Source organism: Nonomuraea gerenzanensis, assembly GCF_020215645.1.
In the GTDB taxonomy this organism is placed as follows: domain Bacteria; phylum Actinomycetota; class Actinomycetes; order Streptosporangiales; family Streptosporangiaceae; genus Nonomuraea; species Nonomuraea gerenzanensis.
Map to the genome: position 1 here is coordinate 4,774,526 of NZ_CP084058.1, position 25,363 is coordinate 4,799,888.

A 25,363-nucleotide genomic window follows, 5' to 3' on the forward strand; every position below is an offset into this window, starting at 1 on the left:
GCGATCAGCGTAGGGCCGCACAGCGGAAGCCGGTGTGCCCGGTCGAGGAGTCGGGCGTGTTGTTGGTGCGCGCGGCCACCCGGTAGCGGTTGCAGTAGGAGTCGTGGCACAGGTACGACCCGCCGCGGATCACCTTGGCCGCGCCCTCGGCGGGCCCCGCCGGGTTGTCGGCGAACGGCTCCCACTCCACGCCCCACCAGTCGGCCGTCCACTCCCACACGTTGCCGGAGACGTTGTAGAGCCCGTAGCCGTTCGGCTGGAACGACTTGACCGGCATCGTGCCCTTGCTCGGCGCCGTCGGGAAGCGGCCCTGCCAGATGTTGCACCGCTGCCGCCCCTTGGGCGCCAGCTCGTCGCCCCACGGGTAACGCCTGCGCTCCAGGCCGCCCCTGGCCGCCATCTCCCACTCCGCCTCGGTGGGCAGCCGCTTGCCCGCCCAGTCCGCGTACGCGGTGGCGTCGTGCCACGAGACGTGCACGACGGGATGGTTCTGCCGGTCGCCGATCGTGGAGCCGGGGCCCTCCGGGGCGCGCCAGGAGGCCCCCTCGACGCCCGCCCACCAGGGCGCGCCCGGCACCGTGGCCTCCATCACCCCGGCGGTGGCGAACTGGCGGAAGACGAACGACCAGCCGATCCGCTCGGCCTCGGTGACGTACCCGGTCTCCTTGACGAACGTGGCGAACTGCGCGTTCGTCACGCACGCCGGGTCGATCCAGAACGGGTCGACCCGCACCTCGCGCACCGGCCCCTCGCCGTCCTCGGGGCGCCCGTCGGGGTCGTCGCCGCCCATGAGGAACGTGCCTCCGGGGACGCGCACCATCCCCTTCGGCGGCCCGCCCGGCGCGGGACGCCGTACGGCGATCCGCACGGACTCCTGGACCTGCCCGGCGGCGGGGTCGCGGCTCGGGCCACAACAAGCGCTCAACAATCCCCCCAAAGTGTCACGACACCAAGGAAGGGTAGTCCCTGGAGCATGCCCAGGATTCCGTGCCCGCCCCGCTCGACGACTTCCCCCTCAGTTTCGCCGTAAAAGCCGCAGACCGGTAGCTTTCTACCATGCGACTCGGCGTGCTGGACATCGGCTCGAACACCGTCCACTTACTGGTCGTCGACGCCCATCGCGGCGCCCGGCCCATGCCTGCCTACTCCCACAAGGTCGATCTCCGTCTCACCGAGCACCTCGACAAGGACCAGAAGCTCGGCAAGGTCGGCATCGAGCGGCTGGGCAGCTTCGTCGAGGAGGCCGTCCACCTCGCCGAGGACAAGGGGGTGGAGGACCTGCTGGCCTTCGCCACCTCGGCCGTGCGCGAGGCCGCCAACGGCGAGCAGGTGCTCGCCGAGATCGACAAGCGCTGCGGCGTGCACATCGCGGTCCTGTCCGGCCGCGACGAGGCCAGGCTGACGTTCCTGGCCGTGCGGCGGTGGTTCGGCTGGTCGTCGGGCCGGTTGCTGGCCTTCGACATCGGCGGCGGCTCGCTGGAGATCGCCGCGGGGGTGGACGAGGAGCCCGACGTGGCCGTGTCGCTGCCGCTGGGCGCCGGGCGGCTGACGCGCGACTGGTTCACCGGTGACCCGCCGACCGCCGACGAGGTGCGCAAGCTGCGCAAGCACGTCCGCGCCGAGATCGCGCGCAGGGTCGGCGACGTCGTCAGGTACGGCGAGCCCGACCGCGCCGTGGCCACGTCCAAGACGTTCAAGCAGCTCGCCAGGATCGCCGGGGCGGCGCCGTCCAGCGACGGCCCGTACGTCTCGCGCTCACTGTCGCGCCAGGACATGGCCGACTGGGCCCTCAAGCTCACCACCATGAAGTCGGCCGAGCGGGCCCAGCTCTCCGGCGTGTCCGAGGGGCGGGCGGCGCAGCTCGCGGCGGGGGCGCTGGTCGCCGACGCGGCCATGGACCTGTTCGAGGTGGACCGCCTCGACGTCTGCCCGTGGGCGCTGCGCGAGGGCGTCATACTGCGCCGGCTCGACCTCCTGCCGGGACGGCTCGACCAGCTCAACGGCACCCCGGACCAAGAGTAAAAGTAAGGTCGATATATCCCCATACGTTGGCATAAAGCGCTGGTAGGCGGGCATTTTCCGCCGAATGATGACAGTGCTCGGCGCGATCGGATCTCTGGCAGTCGTCCTCCTCCTCGTCGTCCTGGCGGTGCTGCTCATCTCGGTCGTCGCGATGGTCACGCTGCTGGCGATGGCCGCCTCGATGACCCACTGGAGCCGGAGCTGGAGCCGGACGTGGAGTCGGGCCTGGAGGCGGCTGCTCCGCCGGAACCCCCGGCTGGAGCTCAAGCTCAGCGGGCGGACGGTGCCCGAGCGGCTGCGGGCCGAGCTGAGCGGGAGCGTGCCACGGGTGCGCCGCCGCTTCCTGCTCGGCGGCGCGCCGTCCGGCGCACCGCGGCGGGTGAGCGGCGCGCTGCGCGGCTATCGCCTGCACCGGCCGGTGGAACGCCGTACCAAGGTCTGACGGGAGCCCCGCACCGAAGTGCCGCACCGGAACCTGTGGGTTCCGGTGCGGCACCTGGGGTCCGGCAGCGGGGGTTCAGGTGGCCATGAGGTGCTGCCCGGCCGCGCCCGGCGCGTAGCGCAGGCGCTTCTCCAGGCAGACCACGGAGCCGTGCTCGTGCCGGTTGGTGAAACGGATGTCATCGGCGAGCGCTCGCATGATCTGCAGCCCACGCCCGTGCTCGGCGCCCGGTTCGGGCTCCGCCACCTTGCGCGGGTCGAATCCGTCACCGTTGTCGACCACCTTGATCACGCACAGGTGGTCGTGGACGGACGCGCTGACCGTGTAGTCGTCGCTGGGCGCCGCATGCCGGATCACATTGGAGCACGCCTCGGTGAGCATGAGCTCGATGTCATCACGGATCTGCGGCTCGACGCCGAGCGACCGCAGCGTGCCGTCCAGCATCTGCCTGATCAGCGGGACGCTCGCCGCATCCCTGGGCAGTCGGAGCGCCATCGTAGCCTCCACTGCGCCTCCTCCCGTCTGGATGCGTGCGAGCCTTCTGCCCTCGAATCCGTGTCCCAATCGTCGGATTCGGACGTGGCGAGGCCGAAAATCGCTAGCGTTCCAGCAACCGGTGCGCCACTTCCAGGCAGGCCTTGTGGATCTCCTCCTCGGGGAGCTCGCCCTCCTTCATCAGCCACTTGCCCGCGTGCAGGGCGAACAGCGCCAGCGAATGGCTGACCCGCTCGGCGGGCGGGGCGCCCGGCTCGCTGATCTCCGTGGTGAGCTCCATCATGCGCTCACGGATCTTGATCAGCGTCGGGTGGCCGCGCAGTGCCGTCTGGTTGCGCTCCAGGAACCGGGCGATGCCGAGGTGCCGCGTCGCGCGGACGCTCTCGGCGTAGCGGTCGACCAGCTCGCGGCGCGTCTCGGGCGACCTCGGCCGGCTCCTGACCCAGGCGAGCAGCTCGTCCAGCTCGCTCAGGCGCTGCTCGACCAGGCTCGCCACGATGTCGTCCTTGGTCTTGAAGTGGTAGTAAAGTGCGGCCTTCGTCACGCCGAGCTCCTCGGCGATCTCCCGCAGGGAGGTCGCCTCGTAGCCCTGCTCGGTGAACAGCCTCAGCGCGATCTCCTGAATTCGGGTTCGCGTGTCTTCCCGCACTTCGCACCTTTTCTACTTGACGGCCGGCAAGTAAGTATCCGCTTCATTGTACGCTTGCCGGTCGGCAAGTAAGCACGACCGTCTCCATCCGCACGGCCGGGTGAAAATGGGAGGCGCAGGACCGGGCGCTTCCAGGACAATCCTGCCCATGCACACCATCCGCCGACCCCGCGTGGACGACGCCGCGGCCATCCACGAGCTCGTCGCCACGTGCGACACGGCCGTCATCGGCGCGCCGGACTCGACGCTGGACGACATCGCCGACGAGCTGGTCGAGCCGGGCTTCGACCGCGACAGGGACGGCTGGCTGGCCCACGACGCCGGCGGCCGGGCCGACGGCTACGCCTGGGCCTGCCGCAACGGCGACAGCGACCTCGTCGACGTCGAGGTCATCGTCCGGCCCGGGGTGGACGGGCTGGCCGACGAGCTGTGGCCCGCCGTGCTGGCCCGGGCGGCCGAGCTGGGCGCCGAACGCGGCCACGACACCGTCACCCTGCACATCGGCGTCTACCGCACCGACGAGGCCAAGCGGGCCCGGGTGGAGGCGCTCGGCTTCGAGCCGGGCACCAGCTACCACCGCATGCGCATCGACCACGACGGCCCCGTCGAGCCGCCCGCCGCCCCCGCCGGGCTCACGCTGCACTCCGGGGAGAGCGAGGAGGTGCGGCGCGAAGGGCACCACGTGCACCAGGAGGGGTTCGCCGAGCACTTCGGGTTCGTCCCCGTCGGCTACGAGCAGTGGTACGAGCGCAGGCAGGCCTCCAGCGCCACCGACTGGAGCCAGCTCACGCTGGCCCGCCTCGACGGGCGGCCCGCCGCGGTGCTCATCGGCAACAACCAGTTCGTCTCCGACGAGGGCTGCGGCTACGTGGCCACGCTCGCGGTGCTGCCCGCGTACCGGGGCAGGGGGCTGGGCCGGTTCCTGCTCAAGCACGCCTTCGCCGCCGACGCGGCGCGCGGCCGCAAGGGCACGATCCTGCACGTCGACTCCAACAACACCACCCCCGCGCTCGGCCTGTACGAGTCGGCGGGGATGCGCCTGGTCATGGCCATCGACGTGTGGCGGCGCCGCCTGCCCTAGCCTTACCCGGCCTGCTCAGACGCGGTGGCGGGCCAGGTGCTCCAGCACCGACTGGTTGGCCTCCCACCCGTCGGGGAACTTCACCGGCACCCCGAGCTGCACCGGCTCCGCCGACGGGTGCGCGTCCAGCAGCTCGGCGATGCCCGCCCTGGCCACCACCACGCACGCGTGCCGGTGCCGCGAGGCCAGCACGCACAGCCGTCCCGACTCCAGGTGGAAGGCCGTGGCGTCCCTGCGGCCCGACAGCGGGTGCAGCACGATCGTCACGTCGTACTCGCGGCCCTGCAGCCGGTTGGCCGTGTCGACGGTGATCTCCGCCGGCAGGCCCGCCGCGCGGATGGCGGCCACCTGGTCCCGGTGCGCCGCCCCGACCGCGATCCGGTCGGCCGTCACCGGCCGCTCGCCCTGCTCCGAACCGGCCACCGCGCCGCGCTGCAGCAGCCGCTCGGCCAGCTTCGCCACCGCCTGCACGGCCTCGCCGTCAGTGCGCACCGTGTGCCGGTTCGGCAGCTCCAGCAGCGCCCACCCCGACCGGGCCGCCTCCTCCAGCGCCCGGTCGTGCACGCTGCCCATGCCGCCGGTCGCCAGCTCCAGCCACCGGTCCCCGTGATCGGTGCCGGACCGGAAGCCGGTGAACGGGTAGAACGCCCGCGACACCACCGGCGCCGCCGAGGCGGGCAGCCGCCACGACACCGGCAGCCGGTGCACCGGCAGGTCCGGGTTGTGCCGCAGCAGCACCGACACCGCGCTCTGCAACGGATCCCACGACAGGCCCGACCAGCGGTCGCCGTCGACGATCGAGAACGGGTCGAGCTGCCCGGGATCCCCCACGAACAGCGCCCGCTCGAACAACCCGGCGATCCTCAGCAGCTTGTCCGAGCGCATCTGGTACGCCTCGTCCACGATCGCCCACGGCCACACCCGGTCGCCGATCCACGCCCACTTGTCGGCCGTGGCGATGACGATGTCCGGGTCGCCCAGGTCCTGCATGCGGGTGCCGACCCGGACGCCGGGCAGCTCCAGCATGCGCAGCGGCGGCACGTACCCTCCGGCCGACAGCCGGCCCACGGTCAGGTGCGGGTGCTTGTCGCAGATCCTGGCCACCAGGTCGTCGACCTGCTCGTTGGTCTGCGCCACGATCATGAGCGGCTCGCCGGTCGCCGCGATGTGCGCCGCCGCCCGTACGACCAGCGTGGACTTGCCCGCGCCCGGCGGTGAGTCGACCACCACGCCACGGTGGCGGGGCAGGTCGGCGAGCACGTTCCTGATGACCTGCTCCGGGCTGTCGCCGGTCACGACCACTCCTCCTGGGCGTCCTCGTCGTCGGGCACGTACTCCTGCGGCGGGCCGCCGTGCGTCCACGGCGTGGCCTCGGGCTCGGGCAGGGCGGGCGAGCCCTGGAAGTCGTCGGTCAGCGAGGTGTAGCAGACCCGCTCGCCGACCTCGGGCACCGCGCCGGGCGCCGCCGTCCTGCCCCGGCCCATGCCCTTGGTGATCTTGAGGGTGACCAGGCCCTCGGCGGCCTCCACCAGCTCGGCGCCCTGGCTGCGGCGCTGCGGGGTGCCCAGCGAGGTGCCGGGCGGCAGGCGTACCGGATCGTCGGTCTTGATCACCACCAGCGGGCGGAGCTTGCGCGAGCGGCCCTCGCCCTCGGTGTTGTCGGGCACCGTCTCGATCACCTCGCCCGCGAACGCCTCGCCGGTCAGCCGGTACTCGGCCATGACGAGGGGGTCGTCGTAGGCGCGCTGCACGTCGTAGGCGGCCTGGGCGCGCTCCATGCGGGCCAGCTTGGCCGCGGCGGCCACCGCGCCGTCGCGCCGCGCCTGCGGTGGCGCGCCCTCGGCGATGTGCACCGCCATGCCGCTGAACGAGCCGCGGTCCTGCTCCCAGCGCTGGGCCACGCTCGCGCCCGCGGGCAGCGCGGCCAGCAGGTCGATCGCCTGCCACATGAGCCGCCAGGTGGGTTCGAGCTGGGTGCGCAGCGCCTCGGTGACGCGATCGGCGGACTCGCTGTCCATCGCCGGGGCGAGCACCTCCGCGTCGAAGCCCGGGTCGGTGGCCGGGCCCGCGGGCGGCCAGATCAGCGGGTCCTCGGCCTCGTCGCTGGGGCCCGTGGTGATCCAGGCGAGCAGCGCGGCCAGGTTGGCGTCCTCCAGCGAGCTCTGCCCGCTGGCCCAGTGGCGGCCCAGCTCCTCCGTCGCGGCCAGCATCAGCGACGAGCCCGGATACGCCGCCCGCTCCCCGAGGTAGGTCAGCCACCGGCCGAGCAGCGGCACCGACTCGGGCACCGGGTAGGGCCCGTCGGTGCGGCGGAAGCGGGTCGAGCGGCCGAGCAGCCGGGTGAAGGCCACGCCCGCCTGGTTCGGGACGATGAGCTGCGGCGCCTCGATCGCCCGCTCGTACGGGTCGGCGTTCTTGCGCTCCACGGTCTCGGTGTCGTTCGTGAAGCCCTCGATGTAGGGCAGCAGCACCCCGGCCACCTCGGCGGCCCAGGCGAAGCGCAGGTCGCGGTTGCGCGGCTGGGTGACCACGAGCAGCCGCGGGTGCTCCCTGTCGGTGCCGAGCATCGCGGCCAGCGGCGCGGCGGCCTCGCCCGACAGCTTGAGCGGGATGAACACCATGGGGCGCTCGGACAGGTGGCAGTGCCTGACGGTCGCGACGGGCTGCGCGATGCCCTCGTCCAGGGCACGCAGCCGGGCTAGCGAGGTCAGCAGGCTCATGTCGGGCGTCTCCGCGGCAGGCGGGTGGTCAGCGGCATCATGCGGGCAGGCTCCGCGGCGCGTCGGCGGCCGGCGGCGTTCGTGGTGGGGCCGGTGGTGGCGCCGGTGCTGAGGCCGGTGGTGGGGCCGGTGATGGGGCCGGTGGTGGGGCCGGTGGTGGGATCGGTGGCGGGGTCAATTCAGGCACTCCCTGCGCAGGCGTTCGGCGTTGCGGAGCAGCCGGGCGATCTCCTCCTGCCCCTCGGCCGGGTCGCGGGACCCGTCGGCCAGGCCCAGCGCCTCGGCCACCGAGGCGACCCCGCCCAGCTCGTCGCGCACCTGCCGGCCCAGCAGGTCGGAGGCGCCCTCCTGGCGGGCCTCGTCGCGGCAGAAGAAGCACAGGTCGCAGGTGGACAGGCAGTCGGGCGCGTAGCGGGCGGTGGTCCTGCGCAGCGCGTCGGCCAGCTCGGCCACCGGCCTGGTCGGCCGGCCGTCCTCGTCGGGCAGCAGGTCGAGGGTGAGGTCGTCGGGCAGCCCGTCGAGCAGCCGGTCGAGCGTGGTCATCCGGGCGAGCTGGCGGCGCAGCACCGCGAGCTGCTTGCGCACGTCCACCAGGGTCGCGACCGGCCGGTTGGCGAAGTTCTCCGGGCAGACCAGCACCACGTCGTGGGAGACCTTGGCCGGGTCGTGGCCCAGCTCCTCCAGCAGGTCGCGCAGGGCCAGCACGTACACCGCCGCCTGCCGCGCGGCCGCCGCCACCGCCGCCGGGTCCGCCTGGCCGTCGATCACCGCGAACGACTTGATCTCCACGATGTGGAAGCGCCCGCCGAGCTGGAAGGCCACCACGTCGGGCTCCAGGAAGGCGGTGTGGCCGGCGATCCGCAGGCTGAGCAGCGGATGGTCGTACAGGGTGCCGGCGTCCTGGCCCTCGCGGGCCGCCCGGTCGAACAGCGCCCTGGTGTGGGCGTGGCGCAGGTGGGCGCCGACGTTCTCCACGTCGTGGTAGGACACCTCGGCGACGGGCAGGCCGAGCACCTCGCGCAGCATGCGCAGCAGCTCCGCGCAGCCGTCGGCCTTGACCAGCGCCTCGAACATGTTGCCGCGCGTGATCGCGAACGGCGACTGGCCGAACGGCGCGGGGAACCCGAGGTGCCGGGCGGCGGCGTCCTTGTCGATGCCGGCGCCGTCCATGAGGGCGCGGCGGGTGCAGCCGGGGTTCGCGGCCAGCGCCGCGATGGCGCGAGCGTCGTGCGGCTGCTGCGGCGTCGTGCCCCGCAACGCGTCCAGCCGGTGGACGTGGTCGCCTTCGCGCTTCAAGCCGCTCACTTCGCGTTCTCCTTCTTGATCGTGCTCAGCGTAGCGGCGCCGAACAGCCGCGCGGCGTCACCGAGCTGCGCCGTGGCGCGTTCTGCCAGCTCGGCGCGATCCCGCGTGTCGCGATCGGCGTGCACGCGCAGCTCCGCGCGGGCCGCCTCGACCACCCGCGCGGGGTCGGGCGGACCGAGCGTGCCGTCGGTGGCACCGGGGATGTTCCTGGCCATCCTGACCAGTAAGCGTTGCGCCCGCTCGTCGTCGGAATCCTGCTCCGCCACGGCGATGGCGCAGGTCAGGAAGTCGACGCGGGGGCTGAGGGGCCCGACCACCCGCCGTTCCAGCGGCCAGGTGCTGAGCGTGAGCACGCCGCGGGCGGGGGAGAGGCGGTCGGTGAGTGCGGCGCACAGGTAGTAGGGGCGCCCGAACGGCGCGGAACGGAACGAGCGCTCCTCGTCCCTGCGCAGGCTGGTGAGCTGGCTGCTGCGGATCGTGCCGCCGAAGAACGCGTCGCTGACGGCCACGATCAGCCGGGGCTGGGCCGCCGCGCCGAGGAAGCGCAACCCCTGGTGCACCTGCTCGCGCACGGTGACCAGCCGCGGCGGCTCCTCCTTGGCGGCCGGCTGCCCGCCGCTCACCAGGGCGTCCCAGGCGCGCTCGACGCTGCGCAGCTCAGCGCGCAGAACCCGGGCGGTGGCGCCGTCCCTGACCCGCATCGCCTTGCGCACGCCGGCCCGCAGCTCGTCGATCCGCCGTTCGAGATCGTCCAGCCGGTCACTCATGGCGCGACTGTACCAGCAGTCCCAGTATTTTCCAGTATTTCTGGAAGAATTGGATCTACATCGTAAAGGCGTCCGGGCCGGTGCTCACGCGGGGACGGCCACCACCCACGTGCGGTCCTCGGTCAGGAAGCGGTCCAGCCGCAGCCCCTCGGCCTCCAGCGCGGCGGCCAGCTCGCCGTCCGTGAGCCGCTTGGAGGCGAACGACTGCGTCCACACCCGGTCGTCGCCGTAGGTGTAGCGCATGGTCGCGTGGTAGACGCCGGGCGAGACCTCCTCCACGGCCGCCATGGTGATCGAGACGTCGCCGTCCTCGCGGCCCATGCCCGCGTGCCAGCGGTCGTGCGCCTCGGCCGGCATCCACTGGATGAGCACCGCGCCGCCGGGCTTGACGTGGCGGGCGCAGGCGGCCAGCAGCGCCTGCCTGGCGGCGTCGTCCGCCGTGTTCACCAGCTGGGACGCCAGCATGACCGTGTCGAAACGCTCACCGAGGCGCAGCTCCTGCACCTGGGCGACCACCGTGCGCGCGCCGCGCACCCTGGCCAGCATCTCCGGCGACTCGTCCACGGCCACCACCTCGAAGCCGAGGTCGATGAGCGGGTGCGTGACCCGGCCGACTCCCGCGCCCAGCTCCAGCACCGAACCGCCGGGCGGGGTCACCCCGGCGACGATCCCGGGCTCGTCGCCGGCCTCGAGCATGCTGTAGAACTCGACGGGGGAGCCGTCGGGAGTGATGGGCCCCGGGCCCGTTCCTGTGTTCCGCATACGTCGAACCTAGCTCCGGGGTGGCGTCGCGGGCGATCAGTTCCCCGCGGGCTGCATGTCCCGGCCGCCCTGCCTGCCGTCGTCGTGCCGGCCGTCGTCGTGCCTGCCGGTGGTGTCCCGCCTGCCGCCGTCCCGCCAGGCGCTGTTCTGCTTGCCGTTCTGTCTGCCGCCGTTTCGCCTGCCATCGGCGCCGGCCGGGCGCCGGGCGCGCACGCGCATGCTCAGCAGTGAGCCGCGCTCGTCGCGTTCGAGCACGACCTCGTCGCACAGGTGCTGGATCACCCAGAGGCCGTAGCCGTGCGAGGCGGTACGGTCCAGGTCGGCCTTGGCGAGGTGGTCGTGCGTCAGCAGGCCGGCGGGGTCGAGGACGTCCACGACGACGTCGCCGCCGGTGGCGCGCGCGGTCACCGCGCCCGTCTTGCCGCCGTGGTCGAGCACGTTGGTGACGGCCTCGTTCACCGCCAGCACCAGATCCTCCAGCCGCCGCTCGGGCAGGCCGCAGTGGCGGCCGTGCAGGCGCACCAGATCTCTGATCAGGCCGAGGTCGGCCGTGATGGGACACCGTAGTTCGAACTCGAAGACCATGACCATTCTGCCCGCCGAGGGCCGGGGAGGAATCCGCGGGCCCTGTTCCAGCTTTCCCTGATGGAGATCGGCAAACGTGCGCCTTCCCTCGTCCACCGGCGGTGATGCGTTGGGATCGCTCCCACGGCCGCGCGACGCCCGCCTGGACGGTTGCCGAGCGAGCCCGGACAGAGCGCCTCCTAAGCGCATATGTCGGGACAAGGCTTGGTCAAGGGAGGAATCATGGCAGGTCAGCGCCGGTTATCGTGAGGCGCCGGTTATCGAGAGGCACGGTGAGGCCCTGAGCACGGACGGGTGGTGACATGGGCGCATCCGACATGGGGAGAAGAGGGGCGTTCCCCGCGGTCGCGGTGATCGACGGCGACGGCGTCATGATCGGCTGGACACAGGCCGCCGAGGAGCTCACCGGCTACCCCGCCGCCGCCATCCTCGGCCGCTCCGTCACCACCCTCCTCCTGCCCGGCCCCGCCGAGGACGGCTACCCCGAGCCCGGCGGCGACCCGGCCAGGGCCGGGCTGGTGGAGCTGCGGCGGCGCGACGGCGGCAGGGTCGTCGTCCGCGCCGAGGTGGCCCCGCTCGACACCGCCAGGGCGGGGGAGTCCTGGCTCGTCTCGGCCATCCCGGCCGCCGACGACCTGTCCGGCGGCACCGGGTCGCTGCTGGAGTCGCTCATCAGCCGCTTCCCCGTCGCCATGGCCATCTGGGACAGAGACCTGCGCTGCGTCTGGCTGAACACCGCGGCGGAGAACCTGGAGAACGTCTTCCCCCACTACCACCTCGGCCGCTCCCTGGCCGACCCCATCCCCGGCCTGGACACCGGGGCCGCGCAGGACGCGATGCGCAGGGTGCTCGCCGACGGCACCCCCATGATCGACCGCGAGGCCCGCTGGACCTCCCCCGACGGGAGCCAGGAGTGCACGCTGTCCACCTCGCTGTTCCGCCTGGAGGGCATGGACGGCAGGCCGCTGGGCGTCTGCTCGCTGGCCCTGGACATCAGCCACAGCAGGGCCAGGGACCGCCTGGCCCTGCTGCGCGAGGCCAGCGTGCGGATCGGCAGCACGCTGGACGTCAGGAAGACCGCGCAGGAGCTGGCCGACCTGGCCGTGCCCGTCCTGGCCGACTACGTGACCGTCGACCTGTCCGAGGCGACGCTGCCCGACGCCGAGCCCCTGCAGCGGCTGGCCGCCACGGAGGTGAGCGTCCCCGTCTTCCGCCGGGCCGGCGTGGCCTCGGTCCACGAGGGGATCCCCGAGTCGTTGTGGGCCCTCGGGGAGGCCGTGTTCGTGCCGCCCGACTCCCCGTTCACCCGGGTGCTGGCCACGCGGCGGCCGCACTACGAGGCCGTGCTCGACACCTCGCCCGGCGGCTGGCTGGGCCAGGACCCCGATCGGGCGCGGATCATCCACGGCACCGGCATGCACACGCTGATCATCGTCCCGCTGGAGGCGCGCGGCGACATCCTGGGCGTGGCCGTGTTCGTGCGCAACAGTAATCCGGCCGCGTTCACCAGGGACGACCTGCTCCTGGCCGAGGAACTGGTCGCGCGGGCCGCGCTGAGCCTGGACAACGCGCGCCGGTACACGCGCGAGCGCAACACCGCGCTCGCGCTGCAGCGCGACCTGCTGCCGCGCAACCTGTACGGCGGCGCCGCCGTCGAGGTGGCCTCCCGCTACCTGCCCTCCGACGTGCACGAGGGCGTCGGCGGCGACTGGTACGACGCCATCCGCCTGCCCGGCGCCCGGATCGCCCTGGTCGTCGGCGACGTCACCGGGCACGGCGTCAACGCCGCCGCCACCATGGGCCGGCTGCGCACCGCCGTGCGCACCCTGTCGTACCTGGACCTGGGCCCGCACGAGGTGCTCAGGCACCTCGACCGGCTGGTGGCCGAGGACTCCTGTGACCTCGACCAGGCGGGCGCCACCTGCCTGTACGTCGTCTACGACCCGGCCACCCGGCGCTGCACGATGGCCGCCGCCGGGCATCCGCCGCCCGCGGTGGTGGCCCCGTCGGGCGAGGTGACGTTCCCCTCGCTGCCCAGCGGCACCCCGATCGGCCTCGGGCTGGGCGCGTTCGAGTCGCACGACCTGCACCTCGACGCCGGAACCGTGCTCGCCCTCTACACCGACGGCCTGATCGAGACGCGCCAGGCCGACCTCGACGCCGGCATGGCCAGGCTCGGCACGGCCCTGGCGGGCGCGTCGGCGCTGCCGACGCTGGAGGGCCTGTGCGCCGCCGTAATCGGCGCCATCGTGGGCGACGGCCCCGCCGAGGACGACGTCGCCCTGCTCATGGCCCGCACCCGCGCCTGACGCTCACCGGTCGGCCATGGTGCCGTCCTCCAGCCGGCTGACGGGCAGGTAGGCCCGCCGGTACGGGTACCGTCCGGCCAGGTCGTCGCGGTCATCCACGCCCGGCCCCGGGTGTCGCCCGGATGCGGGCAACCGCCCGCAGAAGCGGTAGGCGTGCGGCCGTTGAGCGTGGCCTCGCCGAGCCCGTACCCTCCCTGGTCGGTGCGCACGCGCAGCGTCACGAACGTCCGTCCCGGGCAGGTCATCAGGACCTCGACGTCGGTGATCCTCATGCCGGCTCCAGAACGCGCACCCCGTACGGCGGCAGCTCCACGACGCTGACCGGGGCGCCGTTCTCGAGCGCACGGGCGAGCGAAGCGGAACGTCGGCGACCACTCCGCCCCAGGTTTTCGACCCCCAGAGCCAGAACAAGCCCCACCCCGCTTGAACGGCGGCGCTTTCGAGCGGATCCTAAGCACAAAGTCCGATCATGACGCGTGCGCCCCCCCGGGGCAGCCGCCCGACCATCATGGAGGACGCGTGACACAGGCCGATCACGCGGTTCACCGGCCGGCGGGCCACCCCGCCCTCCTCGGCCTTCGACGCTGACCACCCCCCGGGACGGGAGCTGTCCCGGCCGCGAAGGAGACCACATGAGAACGGGAACCTGGCTGATCGGCGCACGCGGATCGGTAGCCGTCACGAGCATGATCGGAGCCCTCGCCATCCGCGCCGGCCTGACGCCCCCCACCGGCTGCGTCCTGGAATCGCCCGCCCTGCGCGAACGCATCCGCCCCGGCGTCGGCGACCTGGTCTTCGGCGGGCACGACGTCACTTCCGTCCCGCTGGAGAAGAAGGCCGCGGAGCTGGCGGGCTCCGGGGTGGTGCCGGCCGCGCTCGCGCTCGCCGTGAAGGACGACCTGGCCGCCGTCGAGCAGCACGTACGTCCCCTGCCCACCGCCGACACCCAGGCCGAAACCGCCGGCGCCATCGCCGCCGACCTGGACCGCTTCCGCCGCGAGCACGACCTGGACCGCGTCGTCGTCATCAACGTCTCGACCACCGAGCCCGTCCCGCCCCCGCACCCCGCCCACACCTCGCTCGACGAGCTGCGCACCGCCCTGTCCCGCACCTCCTCCTCCACCTCTGCCGACGGCGGCCCGGTGCTGCCGCCCAGCTCGCTGGCCGCCTACGCCGCGCTGTCCGCCGGCTGCCCGTACGTCGACTTCACCCCGTCCGCGGGCGCCCGCCTGCCCGCGCTGGACGCGCTCGCCCGCGAGCGTGGCCTCCCGTACGCCGGCCACGACGGCAAAACGGGGGAGACGCTGGTCAAGTCGGTGCTGGCCCCCATGTTCGCCCAGCGCAACCTCAAGGTACGCACCTGGTCCGGCATCAACCTCCTGGGCGGCGGCGACGGCGCCAACCTCACCCGGCCGGGCGCGAACGCCGCCAAGTCCGCCAGCAAGCAACGCGTGCTGCCCGAGACGCTCGGCTACCTGCCGCAGGGTGAGACGCGCATCGACTACCTGGAGGACCTGGGGGACTTCAAGACGGCGTGGGACCTGGTGACGTTCGAGGGGTTCCTGGGCACGGGCATGCGCATGGAGTTCACCTGGCACGGCTGCGACTCCGCGCTCGCGGCGCCCCTCGTCCTGGATCTGGCCCGGCTGACGGCCGCCGCTCACCGGGCCGGGCGTGCCGGGCCGCTGCCCGAGCTGGCGTTCTTCTTCAAGGATCCGCTGGGCGAGGTGCCGCACGGGCTGGCCGAACAGTGGCGGCTGCTGTGCGACCTCGTCACCGCCCTCAACCCGGAGCACACCCCGTGACCCGGCCCCCCGGGAGCCACGCCTTACGGCCCCAGCCCCCAGCCGCCGCCCTGATGGCCTCCGCGCCGCCTCGCGACCGGGCAACCTCCCCACCTCCCACCTCTACATGGCCTTCCACCTGCGCCGACGCGAGCGCGACACACCGTCGTGTGACGGGCGTCACCACCGCCGCGCGATATAGTGCCGCTGGCCGATCCGGGTCGAGAGAGGCTCGTCGATGACCGCGTTGCGGGACCTGCTCGAACTCGTCCGAGCACCGGCCGCCCTGTCGGTCCCCGGCGACGTGACCGCGGGCGCCGCGGCCGGGCGCACGCTCGGCCCCCGGACGCTCGGCCTGGCGTGCTCCTCCGTCTGCCTCTACTGGGCGGGCATGGCCGCCAACGACTGGGCCGACCGCCACCTCGACGCCACCGAACGCCCCGAACGCCCCATCCCCTCCGGCCGGGTCCGCCCTGGCACGGCCCTGGGCGTGGCGGCCGGGCTCACCGCCGCGGGTCTCACCACCGCCGCGCTCTCCGGTGGCCGCCGGGCCCTGGCCGTCGCCGTACCCCTGGCGGGGGCGATCTGGGCGTACGACCTGGTCGCCAAGAACACGCGTGCAGGCCCGCTCGTGATGGCGCTGTGCCGCGGTCTGGACGTGCTGCTGGGCGCGACACCGGCGCCGGCGCCGGCGCCACGCCACCCGGCCGCCGACTCCGCACGAGGCCCGACACCGCGACGTCCGTCCCTCGGCGACGCTCTGTCCACGACGCTCCCCACCGGGCGCGGCGCCGGGCCATTCGCCGCCCTCCCCGCCGCCCTGACCGTCGCCGCCCACACCTACCTCCTCACCGACCTGTCCCGAGGCGAGACCTCCGGCACCACCCGCCACCGCCCGGCCGCCACCCTGACAGGCACCCTCGCCCTGGCCGCCACCACCGCCTACCACCCCTCAGGCAAGAGCCCCGCACCCGCCGTGCTGGCCGGCTGGTACGCCTCCCAGTTCGCCACCCCCCAGGCCCGGGCCGTCGCCGACCCCTCGGCAGGCCAGGTTCGCGACGCGGTCACAGCCGGGATCGTCAGCCTCCCCGCGCTCCAGGGCGCCCTGGTCGCCAGGGCGGGCGCGCCCCGGATCGGGCTGGCGCTGGCCGCGGTGGTGCCGCTGGCCAGGCGGCTGGCCAGGAAGTTGTCCCCGACATGATCAGATTCGGTTACGGCACCAACGGCTTCGCCAACCACCGCCTCACGGACGCCCTCGACGTCATCGCCGGCCTCGGCTACACCGGCGTGGCGCTCACCCTCGACCACCACCACCTCGACCCCTACGCCGACGGCCTCGCCCTGCGCGTGACCAAAATCGCCGACCGCCTGCGGACCCTCGGCCTCGGCGTGGTGGTCGAGACAGGGGCCCGCTACCTGCTCGACCCCCGCCGCAAGCACGCTCCCACCCTCCTGGACGACGACCGCGACAGGCGGATCGACTTCCTGAACAGGGCGGTGGCCATCGGCGCCGACCTGGGGGCGGAGGCGGTGTCGTGCTGGTCGGGGATCCGGCCGGCGCACGTGCCGCCTGAGCTGGCCTGGGAGCGGCTGGTGGACGGGTGCGCGCGGGTGCTGGATCGGGCGGGCGGGGTGCCGCTGGGGTTCGAGCCGGAGCCGGGGATGCTCGTGGACACGATCGCCGGGTGGCACGGCCTGCGGCGGGCGCTCGGGGCGCCGGACGGGTTCGGGCTCACTCTGGACATCGGGCACTGCCGTTGCAACGAGCCCGACCCGGTGCCCGACTGCGTGACGGCCGTGGGGCCGTACCTGGTCAATGTGCAGATCGACGACATGCGGCGGGGAACGCACGAGCACCTGGAGTTCGGCGACGGCGAGATCGACTTCCCGCCGGTGCTGCGCGCGCTCGCCGGCTCCGGGTATCGCGGGCTGGTCGCCGTCGAGCTCCCACGCCACTCCCACGCCGCCCCCGACGTAGCCGCCCGCTCCCTCACCTTCCTCCGCCACGCCGAAGAGCGCGCCGAAGAGCGCATCGACTTCCGAAGGAGGCCGAACGTGATGCCCCCCGAGCGGCTGCGCGCCGCACTCCGTGACACCCCCGCCGCCACCTGGCTGGACGAGGCCCTGACCCACCCCGACACGTTCACCCGCTCCTTCACCTCAGCCGGCCGCCGCACCGGCCGCGCCCCGCTCCCCGCCGCCCCCGGCTGGACCGCCGACGAGGCGGCCCGGGCCCTGCTGCTGGCCGCCCTGCCCCAGGACCGCGCCGCCACCGAGGCGCAGGACCTCTACCACCACGGCGACGCCGACGAGAAACGAGCCGTGCTCAAGGCACTCGCCCTCCTTCCCATCGGCCCGCGAGCGGTCCCGCTCCTGCACGACGCCATCCGCACGAACGACGCCCGCCTGCTGGCCGCCGCCCTCGGCCCCTACGCGACCCACCTGGACCAGGCCGCCTGGCGGCAGGCGGTGCTCAAGTGCGTGTTCATGGGCGTCCCGCTGTCGGAGGTGGACCGGCTGGACGAGCGGGCCGACGCCGAGCTGGCCGCCATGCTGACGGCGTTCGCCGAGGAACGGCAGGCGGCCGGCCGCCCCATGCCCGCCGACGCCGCCGCCCTGCTCAGCCGCCTCACCAGCCGCCTCACCAGCCGCCCGCCGACCGAGGAGAGCTAGATGCGCATCTTCGACCCGCACATCCACATGACCTCGCGCACCACCGACGACTACGCGCGCATGGCCGCAGCCGGGGTCGCCGCCGTCGTGGAGCCGTCGTTCTGGCTGGGCCAGCCGCGCACCAACCCGGGCTCGTTCACCGACTACTTCGACTCGCTCCTCGGCTGGGAGCCGTACCGGGCCGCCCAGTTCGGCGTGGTGCACCACGCCACGATCGCGCTCAACCCCAAGGAGGCGGGCGACCCGCGCTGCCGTCCCGTCCTCGACCTGCTGCCCCGCTACCTGGACAAGGACCGGGTGGTCGCGGTCGGCGAGATCGGCTACGACTCCATGACCCCCGAGGAGGACGACGCCTTCGAACGCCAGCTCGCCCTGGCCATCGAGCACGAGCTGCCCGCGCTGGTGCACACCCCGCACCGCGACAAGGCCGCGGGCACCCGCCGCACGCTCGACCTCGTCAAGGCCGCCGGCATCGACCCGGGCCGGGTCGCCGTGGACCACCTCAACGAGGTCACCATCGACCTCGTGCACGACTCCGGCTGCTGGATGGGCTTCTCCATCTACCCGGAGACCAAGATGTCGCCGCCGCGCATGGTCGAGCTGCTGCGCAAGTACGGCACCGAGCGCATGCTGGTGAACTCGGCCGCCGACTGGGGCGTCTCCGACCCGCTGCTCACCCTGGCGACGGCAGAGGCGATGCTGGCGGCCGGGTTCGGCGAGGACGACGTGGAGCGGGTCATGTGGCGCAACCCGGTGGAGTTCTACGCCCAGTCTGGCCGCCTCGACCTGACCGGCGTCACCGGGGCGGCCGAGCCCACGTTCGCCGGCAGCTCCATCAAGCGCGGCGGCGAGTGATGCGGCTGCGGCACCGCTCCGGGACGACGCTGCACCTCGGCTACTGCACGAACGTGCACCCGGCCGAGGACCTCGACGGCATCATCGCCCAGTTCGACACGTACGCGGTCCCGATCAGGGCCCGGCTCGAGACGGACGTGCTGGGCCTGGGGCTCTGGCTGGCGGCGCCCGTCGCCGAGGTGCTGGCCGCCGACCCCGCCCTGCGCGCCAGGCTGCGCGCGGAGCTGGCCGCGCGGGGGTTGGAGGTCGTGACGCTGAACGGGTTCCCGTACCGCTCCTTCCACGACCCGGTCGTCAAGCACGCCGTCTACCGTCCCGACTGGACCACGAGGGAGCGGCTGTCGTACACCTTCGACCTGGCCCGCGTCCTGGCCGACCTGCTGCCCGACGACGCGGCCAGGGGGTCGGTGTCCACGCTGCCGCTCGCCTGGCGCGTGCCGTGGTCGGTCACCATGGCGGACCAGGTGGCCCGCCGTCTCGACCAGCTCGCCGCCGGGCTGGCCGCCGTCGAGGCCGCGACCGGCCGGGTGGTGCGGGTGGCGTTCGAGCCGGAGCCGGGCTGCGTCGTGGAGACGACCGAGCAGGCGATCAGCCACCTGGCCCGCGCCGACACCTCCCGGCTCGGCATCTGCCTGGACCTGGCCCACCTGGCCTGCGCGTGGGAGCAGCCGGCCGCCGCGCTGAAGGCCCTGCGGGCCAAGGGCCTGCCGATCGTCAAGGTCCAGCTCTCGGCCGCTCTGGAGAGCGCCGACCCGCAGGCCCTGCACGAGTACGTCGAGCCGCGCTTCCTGCACCAGACCCGCAACCCGCACGGCGAGGCGGCCGACGACCTGGACGAGGCGCTCGCCCGCGGCCTGCCGGGCCCGTGGCGGGTGCACTACCACGTGCCGCTGCACGCCGCCCCCGAGCCGCCGCTGGCCACCACCGCGCCGGTGCTGGTCGAGGCGCTCAGGGAGCTGGCCGGCGGGCGCGAGCCGCTGTGCGACCACTACGACGTGGAGACCTACACCTGGGGCGTGCTGCCGCCCGCGCTGCGCCCCCGTACCCCGCAACAGCTCGCCGCCGGCATCGCCGGCGAGCTCGACTTCGCCCGCACGCACCTGCGCGACCTCGGAGTGACGGCATGACGAAGCTGCTGGTCCTTGACGTGGTGGGGCTGACCCCGAGACTGCTGGCCCACATGCCGCGCCTGCGCGCGCTGGCCGCGAACGGCTGCCAGGCCGGGCTCGGCACCGTCCTGCCGGCGGTCACCTGCTCGGCGCAGTCCACGTTCCTGACGGGCCTGCCGCCGTCGGGGCACGGCATCGTGGGCAACGGCTGGTACTTCCGCGAACTCGGCGAGGTGCTGCTCTGGCGCCAGCACAACGCGCTGGTCGGCGGCGAGAAGGTGTGGCAGGCCGCCCGCCGCGACCGGCCCGGCTTCACGGTGGCGAACATCTGCTGGTGGTACGCCATGGGCGCCGACGTCGACTGGACCGTCACGCCCCGCCCGATCTACCGCGCCGACGGCCGCAAGGACCCCGACTGCTACACCGACCCGCCCGGCCTGCACGACGAGCTGACCGCGAGGCTCGGCACGTTCCCGCTGTTCAGCTACTGGGGGCCGGGCGCCGGCCTGGCGTCGTCCGCCTGGATCTGCCGGGCAGCCGAGCACGTCCTGACCGCGTACGACCCGGACCTGACACTCGTCTACGTGCCGCACCTCGACTACGACCTGCAGCGCCACGGCCCCTCGGACCCGCGCGCCGCCGCCGCGGCGGCCGAGCTGGACACGGTGCTGGCCCCGCTGCTGGACGCGGCGGCGGACCGGACGACGGTGGTGCTGTCGGAGTACGGCATCACGGACGTCTCCCGCCCGGTGGACGTCAACCGCGCGCTGCGCGCCGAGGGGCTGCTGCGCGTGCACACCCAGGACGGCATGGAGTACCTGGACCCGTGGACCTCGCGCGCGTTCGCCGTCGCCGACCACCAGATCGCCCACCTGTACGTGCGCGACCCCGCCGACGTGCCGGCCGTGGCCAAGCTGTGCGCCGGGATCGAGGGCGTCGCCACCGTCCTGGACCAGGACGGCAAGGCCGCGCACGGCCTGGACCACCCGCGCTCGGGCGAGCTGGTCCTGCTCGCCGAGCGCGACTCTTGGTTCACCTACTACTACTGGCTGGACGACGCGCGCGCCCCCGACTTCGCCCGCGTCGTCGAGATCCACCGCAAGCCCGGCTACGACCCGGCCGAGCTGTTCTTCGACCCGGCGGCTCCGGGCGCCGCCAAGCGGCGGGCGGGCCTGGCACTGCTGCGCAAGAAGGCGGGGCTGCGTTACGTGATGAGCGTCGTCGGCCTGGACGCTGGCGCCCGCGCCGTGCGCGGCTCCCACGGCCTGCTGCCCGCCGACCCGGCCGACGCGCCCGTGCTGCTCTGCTCCGACCCCTCCGTGGCCAGGCCGCGGTACGAGGCCGTGGAGGTGAAGGACCTGCTGCTCCGGCTGGCGGCTCAGCCGTGACACCGGACACGCGCCCCTGCCACCTCCGGCGTAGGGCGTGAGGTGCGCGGATCCCACGCGCGCCCCTGCACCTCCGGCGTAGGGCGTGAGGTGCGCGGATCCCACGCGCGCCCCGCCACCTCCGGCGTAAGGTGTGCCGATGTGACGCCTGCCCGCCGCCTCCGCCCGATCCTGGCGACCCTGGCGGGCCTGGCCGCCCTCGCCCCCGTCTACTACCTCACCGAGGCCGCTGCCCGCTGCCTGCGCACCGCTCACGCCGCCTTCGCCCCGGCCCCCGCCGGGCTGGCCTACCTGGCGGCCGTGGCCGTCATCGTCACGCTCCTGTCCGTCTGGCCCGCCGCCGCGCTCGGCTGCGGCGTGCCGCTGACGGCGGCGGGCGTGCTGTTCGCCCTCGACCTGGACGCCGCGATGAGCCTGGCCGCCACCCTGCCCTGGGCGCGGGCCGGCGGCCTGCCGTGGTCGCCGCCGGATGCCGCGCCGTGGGCCGAGCTGGCCGAGCCGCCCGGCACCCTGGCCGGCATGAGCGGCCTGTACGCCCTCCTCGGCGCCCTCCTCGTGCTGTCGGCGCTGCCCAGGGCCCGCCGGCGATCTATCCTGGACCTGTGAACGGGCGGGATCCTGATCGGCGCAGGGCGCTGCTCGACGCGGCCGACCGGGTCATCACCAGCGAGGGCCCCGGCGTGTCGATGGCGGCCATCGCCGCGGAGGCGGGCATCACCAAGCCCATCCTCTACCGCCACTTCGGCGACAAGCACGGCCTCTACCAGGCGCTGGCCGACCGCCACGTGCGCACGGTCATCGCCCAGCTCCGCCCCGAGCTGGCCGGCACCGGCGCCGGGCTGCGCGGCCGGGCCAGGGCCGCCATCGGCGTCTACCTCGACCTGATCTCCGCCAACCTCAACCTCTACCGCTTCCTGTTCCACCGGGCGGGCGCGGAGGACAGCAGGGTGCGCTCCCACATGACCTCGCTGGTGCGCAGCCTGGGGGAGGAGCTGGGCGAGATGCTCGCCGCCGAGCGGGTGGTGCCCGACCCGACGCGCGCCCAGGTGCTCGGGCACGCGTTCGTCGGCATGGTGCAGACGACCGGCGACTGGTGGCTGGAGCACCCGGAGGTGGACCGCGACCAGGTGGTGGAGGGCCTGGTGGACGTGATCACCGCCGCGCTCACGCCGGCCCCGTAGCGCGCGCCCTCACCAGCACGTGCCGGGCAGCGGGTGCTCCCGCCGCTCGCGCAGCAGCCGCAGCAGGTCCCACTCGTTCTCGCACACGCGCCGCCCGATCGCGGCCAGCTCCACGGAACGGGCGCCGCCGCGCAGGTGCCGCATGGTCTGCATGACGCAGATGACGCCCCACTTCAGCACGCCGAACGTCTCCCACCAGCGCAGCGCCTCACGATCGACGGCCTGCCCGCCCGCCTCCTCGTAGGCGTGCACCAGCTCGCCGTAGCCGCCGAACCCGCCCACCGGCAGCGGCGAGCCGAACCGCCACGCCTTCACGCACAGCCACCCGAGGTCCTCCAGGGGGTCGCCCGCGTGCGCGAGCTCCCAGTCGAGCACCGCCCTGATCCCCTCGGGCCCGACGATGAGGTTGCCGTTGCGGAAGTCGCCGTGCACCACCGTCCGCCGCCGGCCGCGCGGGCGCGTCTCCGCCAGCCGCCGCAGCGCCAGCTCGAACACCGGGTGCGGCTCGCCGAGCTGGTCGATCACCTCCCGCCAGCGCAGCAGCGGATCCTGCGGCTCGGGACCCTGCTCCGGCGGCAGGGCCGACAGCGGCATGCGGTGGATGGCCGCCAGCGCCTGCCCGCACTGCCGCGCCAGCCGCGGCCTGGCGGCCGCGTAGGCCTCGTCCCGCAGGATCTTGCGCGGGATCGTCTCGCCGGGGACGCGCGTCATGAGGATGTACGACTCCCCGCACGCGATGATCCGCGGCACCGGCACCCCCGCTCCGGCCGCCGCCCGCATCAGCCGCGCCTCGGCGGCCAGCCCGGCGCCCGCCTCGGGAGCGGCGCCGGGGGAGTCCAGGCGGAGGATCAGCTCGTGCCGGCCGCCGTCGCGGGTGGCGACGTCGAGCGCCCACGTCTCCCTCGACGCCCCGCCGGGCAGCCGGACACCGGCCTCGATCGTGGCGTCGGCCCCGAACGCCTCGCGGACGATCGCGTCACGATCGATCATCGCAGGCCGAACTCCCACGAACCGCCCGCCGCGTACTCGCCCAGGATCCGCCGCCCCACCGAGTCGATGTGCACCTCGTCCGGCCCGTCGTAGATGCGCCCGGCCCGCGCGTGCCGATACATGCGATCCAGCGGCGTGTCCGGCGTCAGGCCCGCCGCCCCGTAGACCTGGATGGCGCGGTCGATCACGTTGTGCAGCATGCGCGCACCGACGACCTTGATCGCCCCGATCTCCACCCGGGCCTCCGAGCCCCGGTCGATCGCCTCGGCGGCCTGCAGTGTCAGCAGCCGCGCCGACTGGATCTCGGTGTAGGAGTCGAACACGTGCTGCCGCATGAGCTGCTTGCTCGCCAGCGGCTGGCCGAACGCCGTGCGCTCGTGCAGCCGCAGGCACATCAGGTCGAAGGCCCGCTGCGCCTGCCCCAGCCAGCGCATGCAGTGGAAGATGCGCCCGGGCCCGAGCCGCCGCTGCGCGATGACGAAGCCGTGCCCGCGCTCCCCGAGCAGGCTCGACGCCGGGACGCGGACGTTGTCGTAGCGCACCTCGCAGTGCGCGCCGTCCAGCCCCAGCACCGGAGTCTCGCGCACGATCGTGTACCCGGGCGTGTCGGTCGGCACCACGATCATCGAGAAGGCCCGGTGCGCAGGCGCGTCGGGCTCGGTCCTGCACATCACGGTCGTGTACGCCGCCCGCGACGCCCCGGTCGTGAACCACTTGTGCCCGTTGATCACCCATTCGGCGCCGTCGAGCACGGCGGACGTGGTGATCTGCGTGGGATCGCTGCTGGAGACGTTCGGCTCGGTCATCGCGAAGCTGGGCGAGATCTCGCCGCGCACCAGCGGCTCCAGGAACCGCTCGCGCTGCTCGGGCGAGGCGTGCTCGTGCAGCATCAGCGAGTCCTGCAGCGTGTACGTGCCGAGCGCGATCTGGCCGTACTCGCTGCGGCCCTGCACCTCGTTGACGTAGACGTAGTCGAGGAACGGCAGGCCGCCGCCGCCCAGCTCACGCGGGTGGCCGAGCGCCCACAGCCCCTCCTTCTTGGCCTGCGCGCGCAGCTCGTCCAGCGCCGCCGCGGCTGCGGGGCCGCCCGCGTGCAGCACCGGCTCGGCGGGCTCGACCCGTTCGGTCATGAACGCGTGCACGGCGTCGCGAATCGGCCGGACGCTGTCAGGGACCGCGAAGCTCATGAAACGAACCCAACCCGAAACCCGGGCACCGGTCAACGGCTCAGGCAGCGGGATCGGCGGCGGCTGCGGGCGGCGGCTGCAGGCGGCCACCCAGAGCCGCGGTTGGCAGGGCGGCGGTTGGGGCGGCAGGGTCAGGGCGGCGGTTGGGGCGGCAGGGTCAGGGCGGCGGTTGGGGCGGCAGGGTCAGGGCGGCGGTTGGGGGCGGCAGGGTCAGGGCAGCCAGCTCACCCGGCCGCGCAGGAAGGCGTACCCGACGAAGGCGACGGCGTCGATGAGCGTGTGCGCCATGATCAGCGGCATGGTCCGCCCCCACCGCTGATACGCCCGCCCGAACACCACCCCCATCACCACGTTCCCCACGAACCCCCCGAAACCCTGATACAGGTGATACGACCCTCGCAGCAGCGACGACACCACCACCGCCTTCCACGGCGTCCACCCGGCCTGCCCCAGCCGGTGCAGCAGATAACCGGCGACGATGACCTCCTCCAGCACCCCGTTCTGCGCGGCGGCCAGCAGCAGCACCGGCACCTGCCACCACTCCTCGGGCAGCGCCCCCGGCACGACGGTCAGGTTCACGCCGGCCGCCCACACCGCGAGGTAGAACACCAGCCCGGAGCCGCCGATCGCGGCCGCGAGCAGCGCGCCGCGCACCAGATCGCCACCGGGCCGGCGGAAGTCCGCGCCGATCGTCCGCAACGACTCTCCCGAGCGCACCATCAGGTACGCCACCAGTCCCACCGGCGCCACCGCGATCGCGATCTGCACGAGCTGCAACGCCAGGTCCAGCCAGGGCCGCCCGGGCGCCATCGACCCGACGAGCACCGCCTGCTGGCCCTTCAGTTCGCGCGGCGCCGTCAGCGACCCGATCAGCCGCACGAACGCGACCAGGGCGCTGGCACCGAGCGAGACCGACATCACGACGAAGATCTCGGCCCTGATGAGGCGCGGGCCGAGCACGGGAGCCGGTTCGAGGGGGGACTGTGTGTGCATGTGCGCAGATTATCCGCAACATGATCGGACCCCGATAAAGGACGACTTTTCCCAAGATCCGATGTA

At 73.6% G+C, this 25,363-nt stretch carries 24 protein-coding genes; 12 read left to right on the forward strand and 12 right to left on the reverse strand.

What is annotated here, in order from left to right; translation table 11 throughout:
* Window positions 1–4: 4 nt before the first annotated feature.
* Window positions 5–928 (reverse strand): formylglycine-generating enzyme family protein, encoded by a 924-nt coding sequence (locus tag LCN96_RS22525; RefSeq protein ID WP_449867116.1) that lies wholly within the window; start codon window positions 926–928, stop codon window positions 5–7.
* A 128-nt stretch (window positions 929–1,056) separates the two neighbouring features.
* Here LCN96_RS22525 and LCN96_RS22530 point away from each other — a divergent pair, with 128 nt between their 5' ends.
* Both LCN96_RS22530 and LCN96_RS22535 read left to right on the forward strand, forming a co-directional pair.
* The gene (locus tag LCN96_RS22530) at window positions 1,057–2,022 is read left to right on the forward strand and encodes a Ppx/GppA phosphatase family protein (protein ID WP_225274846.1); all 966 of its coding nucleotides are present in this window, start codon (window positions 1,057–1,059) and stop codon (window positions 2,020–2,022) included.
* 64 nt (window positions 2,023–2,086) lie between these two features.
* Window positions 2,087–2,464: a hypothetical protein gene (locus LCN96_RS22535; RefSeq protein WP_225274847.1), complete on the forward strand. Its 378-nt coding sequence runs from the start codon at window positions 2,087–2,089 to the stop codon at window positions 2,462–2,464.
* Window positions 2,465–2,539: 75 nt separating this feature from the next.
* Here LCN96_RS22535 and LCN96_RS22540 read toward each other — a convergent pair whose 3' ends face one another.
* Both LCN96_RS22540 and LCN96_RS22545 read right to left on the reverse strand, forming a co-directional pair.
* On the reverse strand, window positions 2,540–2,959 hold the full coding sequence (locus LCN96_RS22540) for an ATP-binding protein (RefSeq protein ID WP_225274848.1): 420 nt from the start codon (window positions 2,957–2,959) through the stop codon (window positions 2,540–2,542).
* 103 nt (window positions 2,960–3,062) lie between these two features.
* Complete coding sequence (locus LCN96_RS22545; RefSeq protein ID WP_225274849.1) at window positions 3,063–3,608, reverse strand: TetR/AcrR family transcriptional regulator; 546 nt, start codon at window positions 3,606–3,608, stop codon at window positions 3,063–3,065.
* Window positions 3,609–3,756: 148 nt separating this feature from the next.
* Between LCN96_RS22545 and LCN96_RS22550 the strand changes: the two genes are divergently transcribed.
* On the forward strand, window positions 3,757–4,689 hold the full coding sequence (locus LCN96_RS22550; RefSeq protein WP_225274850.1) for a GNAT family N-acetyltransferase: 933 nt from the start codon (window positions 3,757–3,759) through the stop codon (window positions 4,687–4,689).
* A gap of 15 nt (window positions 4,690–4,704) precedes the next feature.
* Here LCN96_RS22550 and LCN96_RS22555 read toward each other — a convergent pair whose 3' ends face one another.
* The 6 genes from LCN96_RS22555 to LCN96_RS22580 form a co-directional block, all read right to left on the reverse strand.
* The gene (locus LCN96_RS22555) at window positions 4,705–5,985 is read right to left on the reverse strand and encodes an AAA domain-containing protein (RefSeq protein ID WP_225274851.1); all 1,281 of its coding nucleotides are present in this window, start codon (window positions 5,983–5,985) and stop codon (window positions 4,705–4,707) included.
* Entirely contained in the window at window positions 5,982–7,409 is a 1,428-nt protein-coding gene (locus LCN96_RS22560; RefSeq protein ID WP_225274852.1) for a hypothetical protein, read from the reverse strand. The genes LCN96_RS22555 and LCN96_RS22560 overlap by 4 nt, the downstream gene beginning before the upstream one ends.
* A gap of 174 nt (window positions 7,410–7,583) precedes the next feature.
* Window positions 7,584–8,714, reverse strand: coding sequence for a hypothetical protein (locus tag LCN96_RS22565; protein ID WP_225274853.1), 1,131 nt, complete (start codon window positions 8,712–8,714; stop codon window positions 7,584–7,586).
* On the reverse strand, window positions 8,711–9,481 hold the full coding sequence (locus tag LCN96_RS22570) for a hypothetical protein (protein ID WP_225274854.1): 771 nt from the start codon (window positions 9,479–9,481) through the stop codon (window positions 8,711–8,713). The genes LCN96_RS22565 and LCN96_RS22570 overlap by 4 nt, the downstream gene beginning before the upstream one ends.
* An 84-nt stretch (window positions 9,482–9,565) precedes the next feature.
* Entirely contained in the window at window positions 9,566–10,243 is a 678-nt protein-coding gene (locus tag LCN96_RS22575) for a class I SAM-dependent methyltransferase (protein WP_225274856.1), read from the reverse strand.
* A gap of 36 nt (window positions 10,244–10,279) precedes the next feature.
* The gene (locus LCN96_RS22580; RefSeq protein ID WP_225274858.1) at window positions 10,280–10,828 is read right to left on the reverse strand and encodes an ATP-binding protein; all 549 of its coding nucleotides are present in this window, start codon (window positions 10,826–10,828) and stop codon (window positions 10,280–10,282) included.
* A 302-nt stretch (window positions 10,829–11,130) separates the two neighbouring features.
* Between LCN96_RS22580 and LCN96_RS56620 the strand changes: the two genes are divergently transcribed.
* From LCN96_RS56620 to LCN96_RS22630, 9 genes are all read left to right on the forward strand, one after another.
* Window positions 11,131–13,137: a SpoIIE family protein phosphatase gene (locus LCN96_RS56620; RefSeq protein ID WP_263657505.1), complete on the forward strand. Its 2,007-nt coding sequence runs from the start codon at window positions 11,131–11,133 to the stop codon at window positions 13,135–13,137.
* A 632-nt stretch (window positions 13,138–13,769) separates the two neighbouring features.
* Window positions 13,770–14,942, forward strand: coding sequence for an inositol-3-phosphate synthase (locus LCN96_RS22595; protein ID WP_225274859.1), 1,173 nt, complete (start codon window positions 13,770–13,772; stop codon window positions 14,940–14,942).
* 217 nt (window positions 14,943–15,159) lie between these two features.
* Window positions 15,160–16,122 carry an SCO3242 family prenyltransferase gene (locus LCN96_RS22600; protein WP_225274860.1) on the forward strand — a complete coding sequence of 321 codons (963 nt, stop codon included), beginning with the start codon at window positions 15,160–15,162 and terminating at the stop codon, window positions 16,120–16,122.
* Window positions 16,119–17,594: an EboA domain-containing protein gene (locus tag LCN96_RS22605; RefSeq protein ID WP_225274861.1), complete on the forward strand. Its 1,476-nt coding sequence runs from the start codon at window positions 16,119–16,121 to the stop codon at window positions 17,592–17,594. The genes LCN96_RS22600 and LCN96_RS22605 overlap by 4 nt, the downstream gene beginning before the upstream one ends.
* Complete coding sequence (locus tag LCN96_RS22610; protein ID WP_225274862.1) at window positions 17,595–18,449, forward strand: TatD family hydrolase; 855 nt, start codon at window positions 17,595–17,597, stop codon at window positions 18,447–18,449.
* Complete coding sequence (gene eboE / locus LCN96_RS22615; RefSeq protein WP_225274863.1) at window positions 18,449–19,576, forward strand: metabolite traffic protein EboE; 1,128 nt, start codon at window positions 18,449–18,451, stop codon at window positions 19,574–19,576. The genes LCN96_RS22610 and eboE overlap by 1 nt, the downstream gene beginning before the upstream one ends.
* Window positions 19,573–20,946, forward strand: coding sequence for a nucleotide pyrophosphatase/phosphodiesterase family protein (locus tag LCN96_RS22620; protein WP_225274864.1), 1,374 nt, complete (start codon window positions 19,573–19,575; stop codon window positions 20,944–20,946). Before eboE ends, LCN96_RS22620 begins: the two co-directional genes overlap by 4 nt.
* A gap of 141 nt (window positions 20,947–21,087) precedes the next feature.
* Window positions 21,088–21,552 carry a hypothetical protein gene (locus tag LCN96_RS22625; protein ID WP_225274865.1) on the forward strand — a complete coding sequence of 155 codons (465 nt, stop codon included), beginning with the start codon at window positions 21,088–21,090 and terminating at the stop codon, window positions 21,550–21,552.
* On the forward strand, window positions 21,549–22,127 hold the full coding sequence (locus tag LCN96_RS22630; protein ID WP_225274866.1) for a TetR/AcrR family transcriptional regulator: 579 nt from the start codon (window positions 21,549–21,551) through the stop codon (window positions 22,125–22,127). The genes LCN96_RS22625 and LCN96_RS22630 overlap by 4 nt, the downstream gene beginning before the upstream one ends.
* Window positions 22,128–22,136: 9 nt before the next feature.
* On the opposite strand, the gene LCN96_RS22635 is transcribed toward LCN96_RS22630, so the two are convergent.
* The 3 genes from LCN96_RS22635 to LCN96_RS22645 form a co-directional block, all read right to left on the reverse strand.
* Complete coding sequence (locus tag LCN96_RS22635) at window positions 22,137–23,117, reverse strand: phosphotransferase family protein (RefSeq protein ID WP_225274867.1); 981 nt, start codon at window positions 23,115–23,117, stop codon at window positions 22,137–22,139.
* A complete protein-coding gene (locus LCN96_RS22640) occupies window positions 23,114–24,304 on the reverse strand; it encodes an acyl-CoA dehydrogenase family protein (RefSeq protein WP_225274868.1) in 1,191 nt (396 codons plus the stop codon). The genes LCN96_RS22635 and LCN96_RS22640 overlap by 4 nt, the downstream gene beginning before the upstream one ends.
* A gap of 210 nt (window positions 24,305–24,514) precedes the next feature.
* Window positions 24,515–25,297: a CPBP family intramembrane glutamic endopeptidase gene (locus LCN96_RS22645; RefSeq protein WP_225274869.1), complete on the reverse strand. Its 783-nt coding sequence runs from the start codon at window positions 25,295–25,297 to the stop codon at window positions 24,515–24,517.
* Between the last annotated feature and the right edge of the window lie 66 nt (window positions 25,298–25,363).

Excerpts from the sequence above, each read along its gene's own strand:
- LCN96_RS22530 (WP_225274846.1), top strand. The coding sequence starts at position 1,057 with ATGCGACTCGGCGTGCTGGACATCGGCTCGAACACCGTCCACTTACTG.
- LCN96_RS22535 (WP_225274847.1), top strand. The coding sequence starts at position 2,087 with ATGATGACAGTGCTCGGCGCGATCGGATCTCTGGCAGTCGTCCTCCTC.
- LCN96_RS22540 (WP_225274848.1), bottom strand. The coding sequence starts at position 2,959 with ATGGCGCTCCGACTGCCCAGGGATGCGGCGAGCGTCCCGCTGATCAGG.
- LCN96_RS22550 (WP_225274850.1), top strand. The coding sequence starts at position 3,757 with ATGCACACCATCCGCCGACCCCGCGTGGACGACGCCGCGGCCATCCAC.
- LCN96_RS22560 (WP_225274852.1), bottom strand. The coding sequence starts at position 7,409 with ATGAGCCTGCTGACCTCGCTAGCCCGGCTGCGTGCCCTGGACGAGGGC.
- LCN96_RS22570 (WP_225274854.1), bottom strand. The coding sequence starts at position 9,481 with ATGAGTGACCGGCTGGACGATCTCGAACGGCGGATCGACGAGCTGCGG.
- LCN96_RS22575 (WP_225274856.1), bottom strand. The coding sequence starts at position 10,243 with ATGCGGAACACAGGAACGGGCCCGGGGCCCATCACTCCCGACGGCTCC.
- LCN96_RS22580 (WP_225274858.1), bottom strand. The coding sequence starts at position 10,828 with ATGGTCTTCGAGTTCGAACTACGGTGTCCCATCACGGCCGACCTCGGC.
- LCN96_RS56620 (WP_263657505.1), top strand. The coding sequence starts at position 11,131 with ATGGGCGCATCCGACATGGGGAGAAGAGGGGCGTTCCCCGCGGTCGCG.
- LCN96_RS22595 (WP_225274859.1), top strand. The coding sequence starts at position 13,770 with ATGAGAACGGGAACCTGGCTGATCGGCGCACGCGGATCGGTAGCCGTC.
- LCN96_RS22600 (WP_225274860.1), top strand. The coding sequence starts at position 15,160 with ATGACCGCGTTGCGGGACCTGCTCGAACTCGTCCGAGCACCGGCCGCC.
- LCN96_RS22605 (WP_225274861.1), top strand. The coding sequence starts at position 16,119 with ATGATCAGATTCGGTTACGGCACCAACGGCTTCGCCAACCACCGCCTC.
- LCN96_RS22610 (WP_225274862.1), top strand. The coding sequence starts at position 17,595 with ATGCGCATCTTCGACCCGCACATCCACATGACCTCGCGCACCACCGAC.
- eboE (WP_225274863.1), top strand. The coding sequence starts at position 18,449 with ATGCGGCTGCGGCACCGCTCCGGGACGACGCTGCACCTCGGCTACTGC.
- LCN96_RS22620 (WP_225274864.1), top strand. The coding sequence starts at position 19,573 with ATGACGAAGCTGCTGGTCCTTGACGTGGTGGGGCTGACCCCGAGACTG.
- LCN96_RS22635 (WP_225274867.1), bottom strand. The coding sequence starts at position 23,117 with ATGATCGATCGTGACGCGATCGTCCGCGAGGCGTTCGGGGCCGACGCC.
- LCN96_RS22640 (WP_225274868.1), bottom strand. The coding sequence starts at position 24,304 with ATGAGCTTCGCGGTCCCTGACAGCGTCCGGCCGATTCGCGACGCCGTG.
- LCN96_RS22645 (WP_225274869.1), bottom strand. The coding sequence starts at position 25,297 with ATGCACACACAGTCCCCCCTCGAACCGGCTCCCGTGCTCGGCCCGCGC.